The 19,694-nt window shown below is 64.1% G+C and carries 15 protein-coding genes; 1 reads left to right on the forward strand and 14 read right to left on the reverse strand.

The window, feature by feature from the left end:
- Positions 1–804: 804 nt before the first annotated feature.
- From DQ229_RS14255 to DQ229_RS14315, 13 genes are all read right to left on the reverse strand, one after another.
- Positions 805–2,013, reverse strand: coding sequence for an MraY family glycosyltransferase (locus DQ229_RS14255; RefSeq protein WP_155326535.1), 1,209 nt, complete (start codon positions 2,011–2,013; stop codon positions 805–807).
- Positions 2,014–2,491: 478 nt separating this feature from the next.
- Positions 2,492–3,715 (reverse strand): NnrS family protein, encoded by a 1,224-nt coding sequence (locus tag DQ229_RS14260; RefSeq protein ID WP_114966937.1) that lies wholly within the window; start codon positions 3,713–3,715, stop codon positions 2,492–2,494.
- A 39-nt stretch (positions 3,716–3,754) separates the two neighbouring features.
- Positions 3,755–4,267: a DUF2478 domain-containing protein gene (locus tag DQ229_RS14265; RefSeq protein ID WP_114966938.1), complete on the reverse strand. Its 513-nt coding sequence runs from the start codon at positions 4,265–4,267 to the stop codon at positions 3,755–3,757.
- 45 nt (positions 4,268–4,312) lie between these two features.
- The gene (locus tag DQ229_RS14270; RefSeq protein WP_114966939.1) at positions 4,313–5,587 is read right to left on the reverse strand and encodes a molybdopterin molybdotransferase MoeA; all 1,275 of its coding nucleotides are present in this window, start codon (positions 5,585–5,587) and stop codon (positions 4,313–4,315) included.
- The gene (locus tag DQ229_RS14275) at positions 5,584–6,195 is read right to left on the reverse strand and encodes a hemerythrin domain-containing protein (protein WP_162300887.1); all 612 of its coding nucleotides are present in this window, start codon (positions 6,193–6,195) and stop codon (positions 5,584–5,586) included. Before DQ229_RS14275 ends, DQ229_RS14270 begins: the two co-directional genes overlap by 4 nt.
- A gap of 19 nt (positions 6,196–6,214) precedes the next feature.
- Positions 6,215–7,018: a peptidylprolyl isomerase gene (locus DQ229_RS14280; RefSeq protein ID WP_114966941.1), complete on the reverse strand. Its 804-nt coding sequence runs from the start codon at positions 7,016–7,018 to the stop codon at positions 6,215–6,217.
- A gap of 62 nt (positions 7,019–7,080) precedes the next feature.
- Positions 7,081–7,824, reverse strand: coding sequence for a respiratory nitrate reductase subunit gamma (gene narI, locus DQ229_RS14285; protein ID WP_114966942.1), 744 nt, complete (start codon positions 7,822–7,824; stop codon positions 7,081–7,083).
- 12 nt (positions 7,825–7,836) lie between these two features.
- Positions 7,837–8,535 carry a nitrate reductase molybdenum cofactor assembly chaperone gene (gene narJ, locus DQ229_RS14290; RefSeq protein WP_114966943.1) on the reverse strand — a complete coding sequence of 233 codons (699 nt, stop codon included), beginning with the start codon at positions 8,533–8,535 and terminating at the stop codon, positions 7,837–7,839.
- Positions 8,532–10,055 carry a nitrate reductase subunit beta gene (gene narH, locus DQ229_RS14295; protein ID WP_114966944.1) on the reverse strand — a complete coding sequence of 508 codons (1,524 nt, stop codon included), beginning with the start codon at positions 10,053–10,055 and terminating at the stop codon, positions 8,532–8,534. Before narH ends, narJ begins: the two co-directional genes overlap by 4 nt.
- Positions 10,052–13,804 carry a nitrate reductase subunit alpha gene (locus DQ229_RS14300; RefSeq protein ID WP_114966945.1) on the reverse strand — a complete coding sequence of 1,251 codons (3,753 nt, stop codon included), beginning with the start codon at positions 13,802–13,804 and terminating at the stop codon, positions 10,052–10,054. The genes narH and DQ229_RS14300 overlap by 4 nt, the downstream gene beginning before the upstream one ends.
- A 66-nt stretch (positions 13,805–13,870) precedes the next feature.
- A complete protein-coding gene (locus DQ229_RS14305; RefSeq protein WP_114966946.1) occupies positions 13,871–15,472 on the reverse strand; it encodes an MFS transporter in 1,602 nt (533 codons plus the stop codon).
- 106 nt (positions 15,473–15,578) lie between these two features.
- Positions 15,579–17,225: an MFS transporter gene (locus DQ229_RS14310; RefSeq protein ID WP_114966947.1), complete on the reverse strand. Its 1,647-nt coding sequence runs from the start codon at positions 17,223–17,225 to the stop codon at positions 15,579–15,581.
- Positions 17,226–17,269: 44 nt separating this feature from the next.
- Positions 17,270–17,746 carry a universal stress protein gene (locus DQ229_RS14315; RefSeq protein ID WP_114966948.1) on the reverse strand — a complete coding sequence of 159 codons (477 nt, stop codon included), beginning with the start codon at positions 17,744–17,746 and terminating at the stop codon, positions 17,270–17,272.
- 249 nt (positions 17,747–17,995) lie between these two features.
- Between DQ229_RS14315 and DQ229_RS14320 the strand changes: the two genes are divergently transcribed.
- Complete coding sequence (locus tag DQ229_RS14320) at positions 17,996–18,733, forward strand: helix-turn-helix domain-containing protein (RefSeq protein ID WP_114966949.1); 738 nt, start codon at positions 17,996–17,998, stop codon at positions 18,731–18,733.
- A gap of 43 nt (positions 18,734–18,776) precedes the next feature.
- Here the strand turns inward: DQ229_RS14320 and DQ229_RS14325 are convergent, their stop codons facing one another.
- On the reverse strand, positions 18,777–19,451 hold the full coding sequence (locus tag DQ229_RS14325) for a GntR family transcriptional regulator (RefSeq protein ID WP_114966950.1): 675 nt from the start codon (positions 19,449–19,451) through the stop codon (positions 18,777–18,779).
- Positions 19,452–19,694: the final 243 nt, after the last annotated feature.

The raw sequence follows: 19,694 nt of genomic DNA on the forward strand, positions 1-19,694 counted from the left end.
TCCAACGGAACCATCATGGCATACGAGATGCCGCTGGGTGGGGGCATCCACCGCATCAGTTCATCAAGAAGATGGCTGCGGAACACCTCAGCCCAGGACCGATTCAGAAGCCGGCGCCGCTTTTCACCCAATTCCGACCAGCGATCAAACAGATCCCCGGTCCGCCGGTCACGCAATGTAATCATGCCTGGCGCGATGTAGTGCCATTCGATCCGATGCTCGGAACACTACCGCAGGATGGCGTTCGAGGTCAGTTCCGGGCCGTAGCACGTCGGGAAGAAGGGCCGCCGATAGGTTATGGCCGCGCGCGCAGCCCTCAGATAGCGCAGCGGATAGCCTTATCCTTCCGTTCACCAGCGCGCCGACATGTTCGAGCGTCCAGCCTTCACCGGCGTTGATCTTCCGCTCGCAGTGGTGACAGCGCCCGCCTTCACGCTCGAACACTCTCAGGCGCACGCGAGGGGGACCCTGGGTGTCGGGTGTCTTTCCTATCCATTCGGGAACAGAGCGGGTCATATAGACTCCCATTTTGCTGCACAAAACGCTGCACGTTTTGAGGTACAAGAAATTTTATTATGAAGGAAAAACAGCGCAGTAGTGGCGCACGTATGTTTAGTTGACGCTTCCCCGGTGCGCCATTCTCAAAACAAGTTGCTGGCTATTCATCCCCCTCGGGGATGCCTGGGAAGTCTTTTGCCTGGCTTCCCGTGTTCCGTTCCGGTTCTGCCGGGCGGTAGAGGCGCAACGCGCGACAGGCGCCGGCGGTCACGACACGTGCTTCACTTCCGGTCATGCGCAATGCGGCTATCGGGGGGGCGCCGGCGCCTTCGCGGGGCCGCCCTTTTCGAGCATCCTCGGGCGGCTACGCCCGGCGATGCGTTTCAGCAGGGGAATTGCAGTGATATAAGAAAGGAAGAACAGAGCGCCAAAGAATGCGACCGCGGCCAGGGCCAGGCGTGGCTCGTTCCAGAGCAGGACGCCGGCTATTGGCGGTGCGATCACCAACGGCGCCAGTATCAGCGTGCTCAACGGGTTGGAGACCTTTCGACGGCCGCGCCCCAGGAAGTAGATTTCAAGCGAGCGCATGACCATGTGATGGGCGTGGAGGCGGTCCGGCGCCATGGTCTGCGCCTTGCGCTGCAATCTGCGGAACATCGCCAGGAAAATATCCGCAGTCGGCCAGAACAGGGTCAGGAGAATCGCCCAGGGGGTGACCTCTGGCGCTCTGATGAGGAGGGCAACTCCGAACCAGCTGAGCACGAAGCCGAGTGTATATGCCCCGGCATCGCCAAGAAAGATCGCGCCCGCAGGAAAGTTCAGCAGAAAGAAGCCGAAGACGGCGGCGGCCATCAGGGTGGCCAGGCTCACCATGAACGGGGCACCCGCCCGATGGGCGATCACCGCCATTGCAGCTGCTGCAACCATCGCCGCCAGCGATGCAAGGCCGTTGACGCCATCAATGAGATTGAAGGCATGTGCGATGCTGACGGTGATGAAAAGCGTGACCGGAACACCGACCACCCAATGGTCCAGAAGCAAGTCAAGTCCGGGCACGTCGGCGCGCGGCAACCAGAACCCCAGCAGCGCCATCGTGGCCAGTCCGGCCGCGATGGCGGCCAGCAACCGTTTCGCAGGCGAGACCTCGAAGCCCAGATCCTCAGCCAGGCCAGCCGCGAACAGGATGCTCGCCGCCAGGATGAACTTGGCATGGACCGACGCAACCTCTGGAGGGGCGAATGCGACACTCATGGCGAAGGCGCCGAATATCGCCACACCCCCGACACGCGGTGTTGGCCGGGAATGGATTGCCTGCACCGCTTGCCATGCCCGCCGCTCGCCCGTCAGCCTGGGCACGAAAGGTGCGAGCACGATGAGCACAACGCAGAGGAGTGCTGTACCGGACGCCAGGGCGAAGTGATGCCATTCAAGAAAATCGGTCACAGGACACGGCTCAAATTGGTGTTGCGGATGCCTTTGCCCGCTTTTGCGGGCTGCAGGGGCGGTTGATACCAATCAACTATAGCGTGCACCAATACCACTTTCGTAGCAAATCAGATGCGGGCGTGGTTGAAAAGCCTAATCTGCCTCACACGCATATGTTGTGGACGGTGCCTTCTGACTGTCACCGGAACAATCTGGCGGCGATTCATCGGTTGCCGTATCTTCAGGCGTCGCTCATGCCCGTGCTGCGGCATGACGGCTCTCGCTCTGGCTCCGGTCCGGCAGAGACGATCATGCACGGGCAATTCCAGCGCACCGGTCAGGCGTTCATTGTGGCGATTGTGCCTTGGCCCATGATTTCACATTTGCCGGGACGCGTTCTTTCGTGGTCTTGGGCGAGGGTCATGCCAGGATCGTCCGTTGCCGGCACTTGCTTTTCGCCGTTCCTGAGGACCGGCGGCAGAAGTTGCTGAACCACGGCACTCCGAACGAACCTGCCCGCGGCGGCACAAGGAAATGCAGCGATGTCGCCAGCGGCCCAGCCCAGGTGTCAGCCACGCCTGGCCACGGAGCGCGGTGCATTCGCCTGCCGTTGCGCGCGCCGTGGGCGGGCCAGTATCGGCCAGTAGAGAAGCGCGAAACCGGCAAAGGCCGTGATCCACAACGCCCCGGCCAGATGCAAGGTTGCCGGCAGCGGGAAAAGGCCGTGCAGGAACCGAGCGGCGACACTGCCGATCAGCGCCAGGTAAAGCAGCGCGACACCCCGTCCCGCTGCAAGCGGTAGCCCTGCGTGGCCAAGGCTTGCGCGGCTCATCACCGCCAGCGTCATCAGCCCCACCGCGCCGGCCATCCAGACATGCTGTGCGGCGCTTGCGGTGCCAGGGGCGCCAAGGCTCTGCGCGCCGATGGCCAGAAACCCCAGCGGCACGAACGCATAACCCGCGTGCAGCACCCAGACCAGCGGCTCGGCCCCGCAGCGCAGTCCCTGCCAGCGCGCCAGCCGCGCCAGATTGGCCACCCCGGCAAGCAGGCAGGCAAGCCCGGCAAGCACTGTGCCGGGCAGGGCCGCCCACAGGGCCAATGCAAGCAATGTGACCGCCATGACCGCGTTGTCCACTCCACCCGCCGCAGCGGGCAGGGGGCCGGGCCCGCGTGCGGCCAGCCAGTTGCGGGTGAAGCTGGGCACGATCCGCCCGCCGATCAGCGTGATCAGCGCGATCAGGCCCGCCAGCCCCAGCCGCGCGCCCCACCCCTGGGCGCCAAGGCCCTGCGCGGCCTCCCAGTGAAACAGGCCGTTGCCAAGCGCGATCAGCGCCAGAAGCGCCAGCACCTTGAGGTTGCGCCAGTTGCGCCCGGCCACGATCTCGCGCAGCATTGCCGCGCCCAGCGCCAGCGGAAAGGCAAGGTCGATCAGCGCCACGCCGACCGGACCGATACCCGCAGGCGCAGTCACGGCCACGCGCCCGGCCAGCCACAATGCGACCAGCACGGCCAGCGGCCAGCCGACAATGGGAAAGCGCCCCGTCCAGTTGGGCACCGCCGTCATCAGGAACCCGGCAACCACCGCCATGGGATACCCGAAAAGCATCCCATGAACGTGCCAGTCGAGATGGCTGAAGGCAGGCGCGGGCACCTGCCCGCCTGCCAGTGCCCAGACCCAGAGCGCCATTGCCAGCGCGGCCCATATCGCCCCGAACAGGAAGAACGGGCGGTAGCCATAGCTCAGCAGGGTGGGGCCGTTCCAGGCGCGGATTGTCTGGCTGGTGCTTGGCATGACGGGCCTTTCGTCAACGTCTCGGGAAATGGGGAAACCTCAGGCGGCGGGCCGCCGGCAGGCCTGGATGGCCCAGTCGGCGATCAGCCCAGGGTCAGCGGGCAATGGCTGTGCCATCCCGCCTGTGAAGGTGTCGAAGGCGCTTCGGTTCAGCGGGTTCACCCCCACCAGAACCGGGATTCCGCGCGACATTGCCTCGCCGATCAGCGGGGCAAAGCCGCGCCCCCCGGCCTCCTGCTTGCCGAACTTGTTGACGACAAGAAGTTGCGCCTGCGGCAGGTGACGCTCGGTTTCGGCAACGGCGGTGGTCAGCGCCGACAGGTCAAGCCTGCAGCCACGCGCGGCGCGCCCGAGGTCCTGACTGATCCGCAGCACCGGGCCATCGGGTAAGACATGCAGGTCCATGTCGCATTTGTCGCGGTCGGCGCGTTCGGGATTGCTTTGCACCGTTCCCGCAAGGGCAAGCCGCGCCGCCTGTATCTGCTTTACCGCTGCCGCCAGGAGCGCATCGGTCATCCCGCGGCCGTCTTGTTGAAGAAATGCAAGCTCCATGATCCTGTCTCCATCCTGTTCGTTGCGGGGTGCCGGAGCCGGCGGCTATAGCGGCATGATCTCGACCAGGTCGCCTTGGCGCATCCCCTCGGCTTCAGCCGGGATCAGTGCAAGGCAATCGGCCTGCGCAAGCTGAGCGATGCGGTGCGAACCGGGTGCATCGAGGCATTCGACCTGCGTGACGCCCGCGCTGTCATGGCCAAGCACACGGGCCGGGCGAAATTCGCACCGGCCGGGGCGGTGCCGGACCGGGGCTGCCAGGGCCGCCACCGATTTGCGCAGGCCGGGTGCGGCAAGCCCGGCCATTGCCTCGGTCAGGCGCATACCGATGACGTGCCAGGTCACGAAAGCCGCCACCGGGTTGCCCGGCAGCCCGACCCAGAGCGCCCGGCCAAGCCGGCCCAGCGTCATCGGCTTGCCGGGCTTCATGGCGATCTTCATTGCGTGGATGCTGCCGCCGGCCTCGTGGATGACCCGCGCCATGTGGTCCTCATCCCCGACCGAGACACCGCCGGTGGTCACGATCATGTCGGCCTGTTCCGAGACGCTGGTCAGCAAACCGGCCAGCTGTGCCGGATCGTCGGGGCAGGCGCCGAGGTCGATCTGCTCGATCCACGGGCAGGCCAGCGCGGCCCCCAGCAGAAAGCGGTTGGCATCCCAGATATGGCCCGGCGCAAGCGGCTGTCCCGGTGGCACCAGTTCGGAGCCGGTGCATAGCAGCGCCACTCGCAGGCGCGGGCGCACCGCCACCTGCCCCTGCCCGGCTGCCGCAATCGCGGCTGCCTCGCGCGGGCCGATGATACGCCCCCTTCGCAGAAGGCAGGCCCCTTGCGGCATGTCTTCGCCTGCGCGGCGGATGTTCTGGCCGGTGCGCGGCAAGGTTTGCAGCACGATCATCGCGCCCTCGCGGCGCAGATCCTCCTGCGCGATGACGGTATCTGCCCCTTGGGGCAGGGCGGCCCCGGTCAGGATGCGCATTGCCGCACCCGTGGCCAGACGGGGCGGGGTATCGCCCGCGCGCACCCTGCCGCGCACCGGCAGACACCACGGGCCGGGGCCGCGCAGATCGTCCAGGCGCAGCGCGTAGCCATCCATCGCCGCATTGTCGAAGACCGGAAGCGCGGTTGCGCTGTGGACATCGCGCGCAAGCACCCGGCCCGTCGCCACGGCCAGCGGCAGCATGGCTTCGCCTGTCGGCTCGGGCACGAGGGCAAGACCGCGCACCAGCGCCTCGTCCAAAGGCAGCATGTCGCTGCCCGCGCTGTCACAACCACAGCAGAGCGGGTCGGCGCGGTCAACAAGCGGCGGCGGCGAAGTCATTTCAGAGCCTCGTGTTCAGTGTCGTTGGCGGGCTGTGCATCCGGTCGCAGGGGTGTGCCGTCACCGCCGGCCCTGTCGAAGCTGCCTGCGCGCGCGGCCCTGCGGCTCAGCCGCGCCTGCATTTCCCGCGCGATCTCGGCCTTTTCCCTTGCGGTCAGGCGCAGCCGTGCCAGCGGCAGCAGGATTGCATTCGCGACACGCAACTGCCGCAGCATCAGCTGGGCAAGCTCGTGCAGATCGGCGCGATCGCCCCGCGCGGGCGGCGCCCCCCGCGACATCCGCGCCAGCCCCGGCCCCAGGCGCCGGGCGATTGCTGCCGCGGCGGCGCGCTCATGCTCCATCTGCCGGATGATGGGGGGCAGGTTGTCCTCGCCGGTGGCGCGGGCACAAAGACGCGGCAGCAGGCTTTCCCGTTCATCGGCCAGAATCCGGGGCAGATCGCGTCGCAGGGCCGTGCGGATGCGTTGCGCGGGTCCGGGCTGCGGGGGGGCGGCCACCGCAAGCGTTTCCATCTCGTGACATATCGCCCGCAACCCGAGCAGCGCCTGATGCAGCGTCTCTATCGGACACTGCACGGCGCCGGAGGGATAGCGGTGCGTCGCGGACATGGCGCGTTCTCCCGGCGGATCAGGCCGCCATCTCGAAGGTAATGCCTTCGATCTCGGCGGCGGCGACAAGCTCTTCGGTGAAGGCACGGGCGGCACGGGTCCATTGCGCCTTGGCATGGGCTTCCCGCAGGCCCGGCAGCACGTTTTCAAATGGCAGCACATCGCCCCGTGCGCGGGCATCGAGCCGGATCAGATGCAGCCCGAACCGGGTTGGAACGGGCGCGGGCGTGATCTGCCCTTCCTCCAGGTTTTCCAGCGCGGCCTCGAATTCGGGCACGGTATCGCCCGAGACGATCTGCCCCAGGAACCCGCCGCTGTCGCGCGAGGGGCAGGCGCTGTGTTCGCGCGCCAGGCCCGCGAAACGGCGCGGGTCGGCCTTCAGTTCGGCCAGGACGGCCTCGGCCTTCGCGCGCAGCGCGTCGTGATCCGGTCCGGCCTCGCCACCGGGGGCAGAGGTAAAGAGGATATGCGCCGCCTCATAGAGTGTCGGGGCGCGAAAGCGGTCGGGGTTGGCGGCATGGACTGCGCGCAACTCGGCTTCGCTGGCGGGTTCGATGCGCAGGACCGCTTCCAGAAGCTGCCGGATCAGCGCTTCGTCGTCAGTTTCGACCTGCCCCGGCGCCAGTTCGGTGGGGACGGGTTCGATGCCGCGCCTGTGCGCTTCCTGCAGCATCAGCTCCCGAATCACCAGCGCGCGCGCTGCGGCTTTCCAGGCCAGCCCGGGTTTTGCCCTGGGTGCGGGGTGGTTTTGCGCCTCGGCGGCGATGCGTTCGGGGGCAATTGTGGCGCCATTGACGACCACAGGGGGCAACAGCGGTTTCATGGTGCACCTTTGCAGTTGGGGGCCACAGCGCCTGGGGGCGCTGTGGCGGGTTGCGTGAGTGGTTATTCGGCGGGTGTCTTCATCGGTTTCACACTGCCGCGTGCAGGCCGCGCGCCTTTTCGCGTCCGCACGATCTGGTAGCCCGGCCGCCAGAGGAAGCGCACCGGAACCGACAGCATGTGAACCAGCCGGGTGAAGGGGAACAGCGCCACGATCACCAACCCAAGGAAGATGTGCAACTTGTAGAGCCAGTGCACGTCGACCACCTCCTGCCAGGCGTTGATCTGCAGGCCCATGACCGATTGTGACCAGGACATGAACTGAAGCATCTTGGCGCCATCCATATGGCCCAGTGTCAGCCAGATGGTGCCCATGCCGATAACGATCTGCACCCACAAGATGGCCAGGATGCCTATATCGGCATAGGTGGAGTTGTTGCGGATGCGCGGGTCAAAGAGCCGGCGATGCAGAAGCATGGTGCAGCCGACAAAAGCCGCCAGCCCCGCCAGCCCGCCGATAACCACCGCCATCCACTGCTTGAGGGCATAGGAAATGCCCAGCGTATCGAGCACCCAGACCGGGGTGAACAGGCCGATGAGGTGACCGAAGAAAAGCACGATGATGCCCACATGAAACAGCACCGAACCCCACATGAGCTGCTTGCGCCGCAAAAGCTGGCTGGACGAGGACTTCCATGTGAAGGGGTCGCGCTCATACCGTGCGATGGACCCAATCAGCGCAATGGCCAGCACCGCATAGGGCATGATGCCGAAGATGAGATAGTCGAGGCTGAAATTGCCGAACATTGGTCTGTCCTCCTAGGCCTGCCCGGCGCGAACCGGGGATGGGGGGATGTCGATGCGTGCGAGGATGTCGCGGCTGATCGGGCATCCGGCGTTGGGATCGGGGCCGAAGGTGACTTGCGCCTCTTCCCAGACGGCATCGAGCGCGGCCAGGTCTTCGGGGTCGTCATCGGCCTCGGAGAGCAGGGCTTGTGCCTCTTCGCTGTCGCCGGTGGCCTGCGCCACGGCGACCAGTGCCGCCAGAACCGGCGCATAGCTGGAATCGCGCCGTTTCAGCCGTTCGGCCAGCGCCACCAGGATGTGCCCCGCATCGGCAAGGATGGTGCGCGCCTCGTCCAGCGGCCGGATTGAGAGATACTCCAGCAGAACCGGCAGATGATCGGGCAGTTCCGTCCCGACCAGGTCGAACCCGCCGGCGCGGTAGGTTTCCAGCAGGTCCACCATCGCGCCGCCACGGTCGCGGCTTTCGCCGTGGATATGCTCGAAGAGGTTCAGCGACAGCGTGCGCGCGCGATCGAACAGCAGAACATAGCGTTCCTGCAGATCATAAAGATCGCGCGCGGCAAGTTCATCGAGCAGCGTATCCACCGCCGCCGCGTGCGCCGGGGGCAGAACCCCCTCGGCCAGCAGCACCGCGCGGATCTCAGGCACGGCGGCCTGAAGCTCGGGCGAGGGGTAGCTCAGAAGAGCGGAAAATGCCTTGAAGGTTTTCATGACTGGATGAACTCCTGCGGGCTGCGGAACTTCTTGCCGCCGAACAGCGATTTGCCGCTGGTCCCGGTCGAGCAGCCATTGCCATCGGTAAAGCCGCAGCCTCCTTTCAGGTCGTAGGCGTCTTCGACAAGCTCGCGGTGGGTGGTGGGGATGACGAAACGATCCTCGTAATTGGCAATCGCCATCAGCTGATACATCTCGTCGATCTGCCCCGGCGTCATGCCGACACGTTTCGCCACGCCCAGGTTGACCACCCCGTCCACGGTTTTCGACCGCATGTAGGAGCGCATCGCCAGCATCCGCTCAAGCGCGCTGACAATCGGCGCCTCGTCGCCCGCTGTCAGCATGTTGGCCAGATACCGCACCGGGATGCGCAGGCTTTGCACGTCGGGCATGTCATCCTGTGCGCTGATCTTGCCGGCCTCGGCCGCGTTCTGGATCGGAGAAAGTGGCGGCACATACCACACCATCGGCAGGGTGCGGTATTCGGGGTGCAGCGGGAAGGCGATCTTCCATTCCATCGCCATCTTCCAGATGGGCGAATTCTGCGCGCCGGTGATCCAGTCTTCCGGCACGCCCTCGGCGCGGGCGGCGGCGATCACCTCCGGGTCGTTGGGATCGAGGAAAACGCCAAGCTGCGCATCATAGAGATCCTGCTCGTTCTCCACGCTGGCGGCCTCGGCGATCTTGTCGGCGTCATAGAGCATCACGCCCAGATACCGGATGCGCCCCACGCAGGTTTCCGAGCACACGGTGGGCTGGCCGGATTCCAGACGCGGATAGCACAGCGTGCATTTCTCGGATTTGCCGGTGGACCAGTTGTAATAGATCTTCTTGTAGGGGCAGCCCGAGACGCACATGCGCCAGCCGCGGCATTTTTCCTGATCGATCAGGACAACACCGTCATCCTCGCGCTTGTAGATCGCGCCCGAGGGGCACGACGCCACGCAAGACGGATTGAGGCAATGCTCGCACAGCCGCGGCAGATACATCATGAAGGTGTTTTCGTATTCACCGTAGATGTCTTTCTGGATGCCCTCGAAATTGTAGTCCTGGCTGCGTTTGGCGAACTCGCCGCCGAGGATTTCCTCCCAGTTTGGGCCCCATTCGATCTTTTCCATCCGCTCGCCCGACACCAGCGACCGGGGCCGCGCCGTGGGGAAGGCGCTGCCTTCGGGAGCCGATTTCAGGTGGTCGTAGTCGAAATCGAAGGGCTCGTAGAAATCGTCGATCTCGGGCAGGTCGGGATTGGCGAAGATATTCGCCAGGATCCGCCACTTGCCGCCCTGCTTGGGGTGCAGCGATCCGTTGCTGGCCCGTTTCCAGCCGCCGTTCCAGCGTTTCTGGTTTTCCCAATCCTTGGGATAGCCGATGCCGGGCTTTGTTTCGACATTGTTGAACCATGCGTATTCAACGCCCTCGCGCGAGGTCCAGACGTTCTTGCAGGTCACTGAGCAGGTGTGACATCCGATGCATTTGTCGAGGTTCAGCACCATTCCGATCTGGGCACGAACTTTCATTCCGCTGCCTCCGGTGTTTGGGTTGCGGTTGCGGGACCATCGAGCCAGTCGACCTTGTCCATCTTGCGCACGATCACGAACTCATCGCGGTTGGCGCCCACGGTGCCGTAGTAGTTGAACCCGTAGGATTGCTGGGCATAGCCGCCGATCATGTGGGTAGGCTTGGTGACCGTCCGCGTGACCGAGTTATGAATGCCGCCGCGCTGGCCGGTGATCTGGCTGCCGGGCGTGTTCACGATCTTTTCCTGTGCGTGATACATGAACAGCGTGCCGTCCTTCATCCGCTGGCTGACCACGGCGCGCGCCGCGATCACCCCGTTGGAATTGAACACCTCGACCCAGTCGTTATCGACAATGCCCGCCGTTGCCGCATCCACCTCCGAGAGCCAGACAACCGGCCCGCCGCGGTTAAGCGTCAGCATCAGCAGGTTGTCGGAATAGGTCGAATGTATGCCCCATTTCTGGTGCGGCGTGATGAAGTTCAGCACCACATGCTTTTCAGAGGGTTTCAGCGATTTGGTCGCATCATGCGTGATGGTCTTGAGGTCTACCGGTGGCCGCCATGTGACGAAGAACTCGCCAAAGGCCAGCATCCACAGGTGATCCTGATAGAGCTGCTGGCGGCCCGACAGCGTGCGCCAGGGGATCAGCTCGTGCACATTGGTCCAGCCGGCGTTGTAGCAGACCTCTTCGCTCTCGATCCCCGACCAGGTGGGCGACGAGATGATCTTGCGCGGCTGCGCGGCGATGTCGCGAAAGCGGATCTTCTCGTCTTGCTTGACCTCGGCCAGATGGGCGTGGTTCTGGCCCGTGGCCTTTTCCAGCGCGCCCCAGGCCTTGACCGCCACCTCGCCGTTGGTTTCCGGGGCCAGCATCAGCACCACCTCGCAGGCGTCGATGGCGCTTTCGATCTTCGCCATGCCCTTGGTCGGCCCGTCCGTGTGGGTGCCGTTGAGTGCCTTGAGGTGGTGGACCTCGGTCTTGGTGTCCCAGGCGATGCCCTTGCCGCCATTGCCTGCCTTTTCCATCAGCGGGCCAAGCGAGGTGAAGCGCGCATAAAGGTTGGGATAATCCCGTTCGACCGCAATATAGGCCGGCGCGGTCTTGCCTGGGATCAGGTCGCATTCGCCGCGCTTCCAGTCCTTGACCATGGGCTGTGCGATCTCGCCGGGGCTGTCATGCTGCAAGGGCAGTTGCACCACATCGGTTTCCACGCCCAGGATCTCGGGCGCGACTTCGGAAAACTTCTTCGCGATCGCCTTGAAGATTTCCCAGTCGGTCTTCGACTCGTAAGCCGGATCGACCGCCGCCTGCAGCGGGTGGATGAAGGGGTGCATGTCGCTGGTGTTCAGGTCATCCTTTTCATACCAGCTGGCCGTGGGCAGCACGATATCGGCATAGACCGCGGTGGTGGACATGCGAAAATCGATGGTCACCAGTAGGTCGAGTTTGCCCTCGGGCGCCTCGTCATGCCACTTGGCCTCGATCGGTTTTTGCCGGCCTTCCTCGCCCAGATCCTTGCCCTGGACCCCGTGATCGGTGCCCAGCAGGTGCTTGAGGAAATACTCGTGCCCCTTGCCCGAACTGCCCAGCAGGTTCGAGCGCCACACGAACAGGTTGCGCGGCCAGTTTTCCGGCGCGTCCGGGTCTTCGCACGACATTTCCAGATCGCCCGATTTCAACTGCTCGGCGACATAGGCGGGGATGTCCTTGCCCGCCGCCTTGGCTGCCTTGGCCACCTCCAGCGGGTTGGTCTTGAGTTGCGGCGCCGAGGGCAGCCAGCCCATGCGTTCGGACCGGATGTTGTAGTCGATCAGGCTGAGGCTTTCCCAATCGCCCTCAGGCGCGGTGGGCGACAGGATCTCCTTGGCGGTGACCGTCTCGTAACGCCACTGGTTGGTGTGCGCATACCAGGCGCTGGTCGAGTTCATGTGCCGTGGCGGGCGCGCCCAATCGAGCGCGAAGGCCAGCGGCAGCCAGCCCGTCTGCGGGCGCAGCTTTTCCTGCCCCACGTAATGCGCCCAGCCGCCGCCCGACTGGCCCACGCATCCGCACATCACCAGCATGTTGATGACCGCGCGGTAGTTCATGTCCATGTGGTACCAGTGGTTCATCGCCGCGCCGATGATGACCATGGACTTGCCGTTGGTCTTTTCGGCATTGCTGGCGAATTCGCGCGCCACATGGATGATCTTGTCGCGGCTGACCCCGGTGATGCGCTCGGCCCAGGCGGGGGTGAATGGCACATCGGCGTCATAGTCACTGGCGACATGATCGCCGCCGAGACCCCGGTCAAGGCTGTAATTGGCGCAAAACAGGTCGAACACGGTGGTCACCAGCGCCTCCGACCCGTCGGCCAGGGTAATCTTCCTGACCGGCACGTTGCGCGTCAGCACATCGCCGCGCGCGTCGTTTTCCCACCCGTTCGAGGCCGCGCCACCGAAATATGGGAAATCGACACCCACCACATCGTCGCGGTCCTCTTCCAGGATAAGCGACAGCTTGGGCTTGACCTTGGCCTTGCCGGCCTTTTCCTCGAGGTTCCACTTGCCCTTCTCGCCCCAGCGGAACCCGATCGCGCCATTGGGCGCGACCAGTTGGCCGGTGCCTTCATCGATGCAGATGGTCTTCCAGTCGGGGTTGTTTTCCTGCCCCAGATTATCGGCCAGGTCCGAGGCGCGCAGCTGGCGGCCCGGCACGAGGCTGTCGCCCTTTTTCTCCAGCCGCACCAGCATCGGCATGTCGGAATACTTGCGGCAGTAATCCTCGAAATAGGGCACCTGCCGGTCAAGGTGGAACTCGCGCAGGATCACATGGCCGAACGCCATGCCAAGCGCCGCATCGGTGCCCTGCTTGGCGTTGAGCCATACATCACCGAACTTCGCGGCCTCTGAATAGTCGGGGCAGATCACTGCCGATTTGGTGCCGCGATAACGCGCCTCGGTATAGAAATGCGCGTCCGGCGTGCGCGTCTGCGGCACGTTCGAGCCCCAAAGCAGCAGGTAGCCCGCGTTGTACCAGTCCGCACTTTCGGGCACGTCGGTCTGCTCGCCCCAGGTCATCGGCGAGGCCGGCGGCAGGTCGCAATACCAGTCATAGAAGGACATGCAGGTGCCGCCCAGCAGCGACAGATAGCGGCTGCCTGCGGCGTAGCTGACCATCGACATCGCCGGAATCGGCGAAAAGCCGAACACCCTGTCGGGGCCGTAGGTGCGCGCGGTCCAGGCATTGGCGGCCGCGGTCATTTCGGTCACTTCATCCCAGCTTGCCCGAACAAACCCCCCGGTGCCGCGCTTGGCGGTGTAGCTCTTGCGTGCGGCAGGGTCTTGCTGAATTGCCTCCCAGGCCTTGACCGGGCTGAGCGTCTTGCGCTTTGCACGCCACAGCCGCATCAGCGCGCCGCGCACTAGCGGGGTCTTCACGCGGTTGGCGCTGTAGAGATACCAACTGTAGCTTGCGCCGCGCGCGCAGCCGCGCGGCTCGTGGTTGGGCAGGTCGGGGCGTGTGCGGGGGTAGTCGGTCTGCTGCGTTTCCCATGTGACGATGCCGGACTTGACATAGATCTTCCAGCTGCATGACCCGGTGCAGTTCACCCCGTGGGTGGAACGTACGATCTTGTCGTGCTGCCAGCGCTTGCGATAGGCGTCTTCCCAATCGCGCGGCTCTGTCGTGGTCTGGCCGTGACCGTCGGCGAAGGTATCCTTGCGGACCGATCTGAAGAAGTTGAGGCGGTCGAGAAGATGGCTCATGGCTGTCTCCGTTCTTGGGTTGGGTGGCCGGGCGCTTCCTGCGAGGAAGAAGCACCCGGCAGCCGGTCAGGGGTTCTGGATGTAGGCGCCACGGCGCAGGTAGAACCACCAGTTCAGGATCATGCAGAGCGCGTAGAACACCGCGAAACCGTACATCGCGTTTTCCGGGGTTCCGCCGCGCACCTGCTCGCCGATCACGATCGGGGCCACGAAGGCACCATATGCGGCGACGGCCGAGGTCCAGCCCAGCACCGGGCCAGCCTGATCACGGTCGTAGATCACGCCGATGGTGCGGAAGGTCGAGCCATTGCCGATGCCGGTGGCCGCAAAGATGATGATGAACAGCACGAGGAAGATGAAGAAGTACTGCTCGGGCGTTTGCGACTGATAGGCCAGCATCGTGATGTAGCCGACAGCAGCCGAAGCAACCACCATTACACCCGCGACCCACTGCGTCACGATCGAGCCGCCAAGCTTGTCGGACAGCCAGCCACCCGGCGGGCGGATCAGGGCGCCGATGAACGGGCCGATCCAGGCATAGGTCAGCGCGCTGGGGGCATTCGGGTTCGCGACCCGCTCCATGACGCCATCAACCTCGACGCTGATATAGCCGAAGATCACCGTGATCGACAGCGGCAGCGCCATCGAGAAACCGATGAAGGAGCCGAAGGTCAGGATATAGAGGATGGTCATCGACCAGGTGTGCTTGTCCTTGAAGATGGTGAACTGCTTGCCCATGCTTGCGCCGATCTTGCCCGGGATCACCCGCAGCAAGACCAAGGTGGCGATGCAGATCAGGAGCACGGCCAGGAACACATTGAGCACCCCCAGCCCCGTCGGTGCGGGCAGGAAGAAATACAGCCCGATGATCGAGGTCAGGAAACCCACACCGTAAAGTCCGAGAACCTTGCCGAACGACCCAAGCGTGCTGCCCATATCGGGCGAGAGCGGCTTGAGGTTGTTCATGCCGAACCAGGCCAGCGTCACCAGCGGGATCAGGATTGCCGCCCAGACGAAGCCGGCGTTCTGGATATAGGTCGGTGTCCCGGCCTCGATCCGGCCGATCAGCGTGCCGCTATCCTTGATCAATGCGATCGGGTCACCGGCGATGGCCCCGAAAATCCCGATTGTCATAACGGTCGGGATCAGGATCTGCATTGTGGTGACGCCGAAATTGCCAAGCCCGGCATTCAGCCCCAGCGCCAGACCCTGCTGCTTTTTCGGGAAGAAGGTGCTGATATTGCTCATCGAGGCCGCGAAATTACCGCCGCCAATACCTGAAAGCAGCGCCGCAAGCTGGAACTTCCACAAGGGTGTGTTGGGGTCTTGCAAGAACAGGCCGGTCAGCAAGGCTGGCGGAATCAGCAGCGCGCTGGTCAGAAAGATCGTGTTTCTTCCACCTGCGATCCGGATCATGAAAGAGGCCGGGATACGAAGCGTCGCGCCGGTCAGGCCAGCGATAGCCGTCAGCGTGAAGAGCTCGGCTTGCGTGAACGGGAAGCCCGCGTTGAGCATCTGCACAGTGATCATGCCCCACATCAGCCAGACGGCAAAGCCGCACAGCAGATTCGGGATCGAGATCCAGAGGTTTCGATTCGCCACCCCCTTTCCCGTCTGTTGCCAGAACGTCGCGTCTTCGACGTCCCATTTTTCCATGTCTTTGGCCATTTTCTTCTCCAACTTTGTTTTCGGCCTATGAAGCTGATCAAGGTCAGCCCGAACCCTGGCCGCAGCTGCGGCGGCCCGGCGATTGCCGGACCTGCCACGTATCTGGTCACTTCGCCGGTTTGACCCGGCCGTTGCCGAGGCGGGCGAGCGCCCGGCGCAACTCGTCGATGGATTTGAACTGTGCTTTCAGTTGCAGCCCGCCGCCGCGCTCGCTCAGTTCGATCTTGTCGGAGCCGGCGAATATCTGCGCGATCTCGGCCTCGGCGATCTTCTTCTCGGCGGCCTCCCGGGCAATTTCGCGGTCAACCGAGGAGATCACATACTCATCCCCGAAGCCGCCCTCGGGCTCTTTCAGCCACATCAGGCAGATCGCCCAGCTGATGAACGCCCCCGCCGCGATGATGAAGAAGAACTGCTGCGGCGTGACGAACATGAAGATGAAGAGGTAGAACACCGCGCCGACGTTGCCGTAGGCCCCCGCCATACCCGAGATCTGCCCCGTCACGCGCCGCTTGATCGAGGGGATGATCCCGAAGGTCGCGCCCTCGGCCCCCTGCACGAAGAAGCTGCACATGATGGTGAAGGCGATGGCGACGATCAGCGGCCAGTTGCTGTTCAGCAGCCCCATCAGCACGAAGCCGATGCCGATGCCGAACATGTAGGCCAGCATCACGAAGCGGCGGTTGCCGTAACGGTCCGACACCAGCCCGCCCATCGGCCGCGCGAAAAGGTTGACGAAGGCGAAGGAGGCCGCAATCAGCCCGGCGGCTGCGGCGGTCAGGCCCCAGGTCTCCTCGAAGAACATGGGCAGCATCGACACCACCGCCAGTTCGGCGCCGAAGTTCGCGAAATAGGTGGCGTTCAGCGCCGCGACCGACTTGAACGGGTATTTGTCATCCTCGGGCACGCCTTGCCTGAGGATCGGGATGTTGACCCGCAGCGCCTGCACGATCTGATAGGCCACGACCACAACGATGGCGAAGTAGCACATCGCCGCCGTCATGCCGTCGATATAGCCCATCAGCTTGATGCGATAGACAAGGATCGACAGGATCCCCACCATCGGCACGATGAAGATGCACAAGAGCACCAGATCGCCCCAGCTCGACACTTCCAGTGCCGACGCCTTGCGCGGCTTCTTATGGGTGTCGGCGGTCGGGCCATCGGTGATGGCGAACCAGTAGAACACGCCGTAAGCCGCCATCACCACGCCCGAGGTGGCAATCGCCCAGCGCCAGCCGTCATCGCCGCCATAGATCGTGAGCGCGATCGTCGGCAGCGTCATCGCCGCAGCGGCTGAGCCGAAGTTGCCCCAGCCGGCATAGAACCCTTCGGCAAAGCCGATGTCGCGCGGGCGAAACCATAGCGCCGTCATGTGAATGCCCACGACAAAGCTGGCCCCGATCGAGGACATCACCAGCCGCGACATGAACAGCACTTCGCGCGTATCACCAAAGGCGAAGACGAAGGTGGGCAGCGCCATCAGCACCAGCAGCACCGAGAACACCCGGCGCGGGCCGAAACGGTCAAGCGCCATGCCCACGATGATGCGCGCGGGGATGGTCAGCGCCACGTTGGCGATGGCGAAAAGCCGGATGTCGTCGCGCGTCAGCCAGTCGGCCGAACGCAGCATCGATGATGCCAGCGGCGCCATGTTGAACCAGACATAGAACGAGATGAAAAACGCGATCCAGGTCAGGTGGAGCGCCTTTATCTCGGCATTCTTGAAGCGGAAGATGTCGCTGACTTGCATGTCAGTCCTCGCAATTGGCTACCGGCAGTCCGGTGGCGGTTGCATCAGTCCTCGGCATGGGTCGGGATGATCAGCAGCGGGCAGGTTGCCCGGCGGGCCAGGAAGGCGCTGACCGAACCGAAGGTCATGTGGTCGAACTCTTCGACCAGCGCGTCGATCTTGCGTGTGATGAAGTTGAACGGCCCCGGATCGGGCTTGTGGCTGTGGCGCGCCATGACCAGCAGGTCGGGCTTGCGTTCCTCGACAGCGCGCAGGATCATCTTGCGCGCGTCGCCTTCGGCGATCAGCACATGCGTCTCGAGGCCCTCGGCGGCAAGTTCGGCCGCTGCGGCCTCGGTGCCGGCCTTCTGCTCGGCATATTGCACTGCGAAAAGCTCGTCGGCTTCAGCGGTCGCGCTGCCCACGTCCTCGACAACCGAGATCAGGGTAACGACGGGCTTGAGCGGTGTCAGAAGATCCCTGACGGCGGCCAGTGCGATCCGTGCATTGCGCGAGTTGTCATAGGCCAGCAATACATGCATGTGCGGTTTCCTTGCGGTTTCCGGCGCTCAGAAAGCGCCCGGTTTCCCCCACAGCGTCATAGGCGCACTGCGAAAAACTTGATCAGGATCAAACCCTGCCTGAAGGCCCGCCCAATTCGGTATGGAATTGCGGAATAGGGAAAACGCACCAAAAGCATGTGCAGCCCGCACGATGAAATGTTAGAAGGCGGGGGCGAAAACTGCCCGCCGCCCGATTGATTCTTATCAAGCCGAGAGTGCGAGAAGACCATGCGCCCTGAAGATCTGCCGGAGATTCGCCACCTGCATCTCTTTCGCGACATGAGCGAGGCGAACTTCTCGGCACTTATGGCCAGCTCTTACGCGCAGCTTTTTCCGCCTTCGCTCGATCTGATCCGGCAGGGCGACCCGGCCGATTTCCTGCATATCGTGCTGGAAGGCACGGTCGAGCTTTACGCCGCGTGGAACGGGCGCGAATGCACGATGGCCGTGGTGCGCCCGGTTTCGACCTTCATTCTGGCGGCCTGCATCCGCGATGCGCCTTACCTGATGTCCGCGCGCACGCTTGAACGCACCCGGATTATCCTTGTCCCGGCGGCGGATCTGCGCGGCATGTTCCGCAAGGACGCGGAATTCTCGGTGGCTGTGGTCGATGAGCTGGCCGCCTGCTACCGCGAGATGGTGCGCAGTTCCAAATCGCTCAAGCTGCGCAACTCGCGCGAGCGCGTCGCTTCATACCTGCTGCGGCAATCGCAGCTGGCGGGGAATGTCGCGGGCTATACCCTGCCTGTGGAGAAGCGCCTGCTGGCCTCGTTTCTGGGAATGACGCCCGAGAACCTGTCGCGCACCCTGCGCACGCTTGAAGCCGACGGGGTGAAGGTCGACGGCTCGCGGGTCATCATCACCGACCGCGAAAAACTTACCCGGCTGGCGTGCCCCGACCGGCTGATCGACGGGATCGAGCCCTTGGCCGAGCATTCCGGCAGTTCCATACCAAGCGCGGGGTGAGCGCCCCGGCACCCGCCCGTGGCTGATGGGCAGGTGCCGGGCGTCACAGGCCCGCAACAGCCCTGTTTTCGGCCATGGTTTCGCGCAGGCCGGCGATGACCCCGTCCAGATGCAGCCGCATGGCAAGTTCGGCGGCCTCCGGGTCGCTGGCTTCGACCGCCGCCAGGATCGCCCGGTGTTCGGCCAGGGATTGGGGCGCACGCCCCGCCACGACGATAGATTGATACTGGAACCGCACCGCCTGCGAGCGCAGCCTTTCCAGAAGCTGCGCAGCCGTTTCATGCCGGGCAGCCTGCTGGAGGGCTTGGTGAAACGCGCCGTTGGCCTGTGAATAGGCAATGAAATTCCCGGCGGATACAGCCGTTTCCATCGCCAGCACATGCTGGCGCAAGGTGTCCTTTTCGGCCTCGGTCGCGTGCCGGGCCGCATGACGTGCCACCAGAAGTTCCAGCGCGCCGCGCGCTTCAAGTATCTCGATGGCCTCGCGGTCGCTGACACGCCGCACGCGGGCACCGCGATTGGGTGTGATCACCACGAGCCCCTCCTGCTCGAGCCGGGCCAGGGCCAACCGTATGACGCGCCGGTCCACGCCGATCTGCCGGGCCAGATCGGTTTCGACCAGGCGTTCATTCGGCTCGAAAAGCCCGTCCCTGATCCCGTCACGGATGAAACGCACGGCATCTGCTTCGCCGCGCGCGCGTCTGATTGGCCGTTTCACCTGTTGCCAGCCCCATCTGTTGCCTACCAGCCCCCTGTGCCCGTGCAGGACAAGAGGCGCCCAGAATATTTATTACGTATAGGTATTTATTGTTCTATGTCAAAGTAATGAAGATTATTGCACACAATATTGTTTGCAATATTTCCGCAATCTGGTCTAGCCTCGTGTCCATCCGCGCATTGCGCTCGCTCCGTCGCCAGCCGCGTCTGGCCCGGCGGGGCACCTGACCTGACCTCTGCCCAA

This window comes from Alkalilacustris brevis, from assembly GCF_003350345.1.
GTDB lineage: Bacteria > Pseudomonadota > Alphaproteobacteria > Rhodobacterales > Rhodobacteraceae > Alkalilacustris > Alkalilacustris brevis.